Genomic DNA, 2733 nt, shown 5'->3' on the forward strand with positions numbered 1-2733 from the left:
ATAAAACACCTAATATGGTATATTTAAAAACAGCGTAAATCAATTTTAACCTGTAGCCATATTTCAGGACAAGACATGCAAAAAAATCACGTAAACTAATGAAATTAGACTTTCAATTGAACTTTTCACCTACTCAATCTGACTTGAAAGAAGTCGAAATGTGGTTAATTGAAGAAGATAAAATTTCTCAAAACGGATTTTATTGCAATTGGACAATTATAGAAAAAGCATTTAGAAATAAAGAATTTATAACTTTAAATCACAATAATTTACCAATCGGATTTTTAGTTTGGAGCAAAGGAGAAATTTATGCCGAAATTGATATTTTAGAAATTAGCCCTAAACATAGAAATAAAGGAATTGGAAAATATTTCTTTGACCAAATTTCTCGATATTTTAAAGAAAAAGGATTTTTAGCCATAAAGTTATTTTGTGCGCCAAGAGAGTCGGAAAAATTTTGGAAAAAAATGGATTTTATTAAGTTTCCAGACAGAGGATATTCCGAATCTGATTTAACCTACTTCAAACCATTAATTGAAACTTTAAAAACAACTGAGATTTGTCATTCTGAGAATAAAATAGAATTGTGGAATGTTGAACCATATCAAATAAAAAATCACGAACCAAAATGGACTTGGAAAATTGAATCTGAATTTTCACCAATTATTCAACCTTGCAATTGTAACTGGAATTTAAAATGGACAAAAAACGGAAAAGTGATTAAAGAGGATAAAGTGAAATATTTTTCTAATAATTCAAGAGTGGAATACAGTCCATTTCTATTAATAACGGAACTGAATGAATAAAAAATTACTAGGTCTTATCTTGATTGTCTTAGGTTTTCTATTAGATGGTTTTGCTTGGTCAACTAAAATAGGACATCCAATAAATACAATAAGTTTATTAATAGGTATTGGATTAATTATTGGAGGAATAATATTGTTGTTTATGAAATCAAAAAATAAAGCACATACCCACAACAAGGTATAAAAATAATAAGGGTTTTGGTGCCAAACCCAAAGTTGGTACACTTTAACAAAGTCCGCCAAATTTAAAATTTGACGGTTAAAAGAAAATAACAGTAAAATTGTAAATTTGGCTAAGTGCTAAAACCGAAAGTAAGTGCATATTTAACCCTTACTATTCTTATACAAACCGTTACCTACAATATTGAAAAAACTGCTTCAAATAATAATTCTGACTTTAATCACAGCTTGTGGTTCAACTAAAAACACGACTGACCTAATTGCGGACGAAAAGTTTGAATTATGCTCTGAAATCAAATATAATCGCCTCGTTACGGAAGTTGGACCGATTGAGGGAAAGCTGATTTACAAACAAAATATTCATAGTTTATTAGAAAATTCACTAATTCAAGAAAAATATCTGACTGAAATAAGTAAAAACGGATATACGGAATTATTAAAAAAGGCAAGTCGCAAAGAAATAGAGCCTGAGTTTTTTGAGAAACTTAAATCGGATTTAGGATTTGACCCATATTTGTTATTTCCGATTAATTCCCATTTATCTTGCTATGGTTATTTATTTGAACAACTAAAAATTTTAGACAAGTCAAGTTGGCAATTTGAATTTGGATTAGCTTATAACAAATTTGAGGCTTACGGAGATTTAAAAACTGATAGCGAATATTTAATTGACGCGCTGAATAAAATTCCAGAAGATAAATTTCAAAAAATAATGTATCGGAAATTATTCTTGGATTTAATATACACGAATCTGAATTAAAAATACTGTAGGTAACATCGCATAAAAATAATGCGTAGATTAGTGCTTAAACAAGAGTTAGTGCATTTTTGTTACATCTGATTTTCCTGCGGAAAATCCTCGCACACAAAACCGCACTATTCTTATACGTAACCGTTAGCTAACATTTGATGACAAACTTCAGAATCTTAATATTAATTATTGTAATTGGACTAAATTCCTGTGCAGAAAAAAAGGATAAAGCGGAATTAAAAGAAGTTGAATCCAAAAAGAAAGTGGACAACGAAAAATATGACCGATTTTGGATTACATATGAGTATCCGAATAATTTTAGCGAAAAGGTTGAGGTTTATATTTCTAAAGAAAATGATACAATAATTAACCAAGTAATAAACCTGAAAAACGGAATTATTGACTCTACCAAAAGTCGTTTTTTTAAATTTAATCTTGTGAAATCTGAAAAGCCAGACACTTATAGCGGAATTTTTAAATTCTACTCTGATTACGACTCGAATCCAAATAATATAAATAAGGAAAAGACTTTGAGCCTTTCGATTTTTCAAAAATCAAGGGATAGCTCTTATTACCAAACTTTCGAATCAAAAGTAAGTAATGAAGTGGAATTTGAGCTTGTGAATTATGAAAGTGACCAATTAGTTGGGATAATGTCAGAATTGAGGTTTATTCAATTTTTTGATGAAAACGGAAAAGATATGTTGAATGTCATAACAACTGAATTAGCAGTCGATAATAAACCAAAAACCCACAACATCGGAATTGAAATTTATGAATTAAATAAAAAACGTTAGCTAACAACGGCTATAGTTCATTACGGCGGAATTTCCTATCGGAAATTCCCTGTGTGTTTACTATCTTTGGTTTACTGCGGAATAGTTCTATCGAACCATTCCGTAACGAAACCATAGCCAAAACCGTTGTGCTTAATTTACGGAACGCGATGACTATCAATCAATATTTAAGCCAAACAAAGTTTATTTAGATAAATTG

General features: G+C 29.7%; 4 protein-coding genes. All 4 read left to right on the forward strand.

Features of this window, described 5'->3' with window-relative positions:
- Positions 1–98: 98 nt before the first annotated feature.
- The 4 genes from Q5N74_RS18910 to Q5N74_RS18925 all read left to right on the forward strand — a co-directional run bounded on the left by Q5N74_RS18910 (position 99) and on the right by Q5N74_RS18925 (position 2534).
- Complete coding sequence (locus tag Q5N74_RS18910; protein ID WP_304390557.1) at positions 99–806, forward strand: GNAT family N-acetyltransferase; 708 nt, start codon at positions 99–101, stop codon at positions 804–806.
- Entirely contained in the window at positions 799–990 is a 192-nt protein-coding gene (locus tag Q5N74_RS18915) for a hypothetical protein (RefSeq protein ID WP_304390558.1), read from the forward strand. Before Q5N74_RS18910 ends, Q5N74_RS18915 begins: the two co-directional genes overlap by 8 nt.
- Before the next feature lie 180 nt (positions 991–1170).
- A complete protein-coding gene (locus Q5N74_RS18920) occupies positions 1171–1746 on the forward strand; it encodes a hypothetical protein (RefSeq protein ID WP_173589708.1) in 576 nt (191 codons plus the stop codon).
- Positions 1747–1895: 149 nt separating this feature from the next.
- On the forward strand, positions 1896–2534 hold the full coding sequence (locus Q5N74_RS18925) for a hypothetical protein (RefSeq protein WP_304390559.1): 639 nt from the start codon (positions 1896–1898) through the stop codon (positions 2532–2534).
- Positions 2535–2733: the final 199 nt, after the last annotated feature.

The organism is Mariniflexile sp. AS56, assembly GCF_030552475.1.
Classification (GTDB): Bacteria; Bacteroidota; Bacteroidia; order Flavobacteriales; family Flavobacteriaceae; genus Mariniflexile.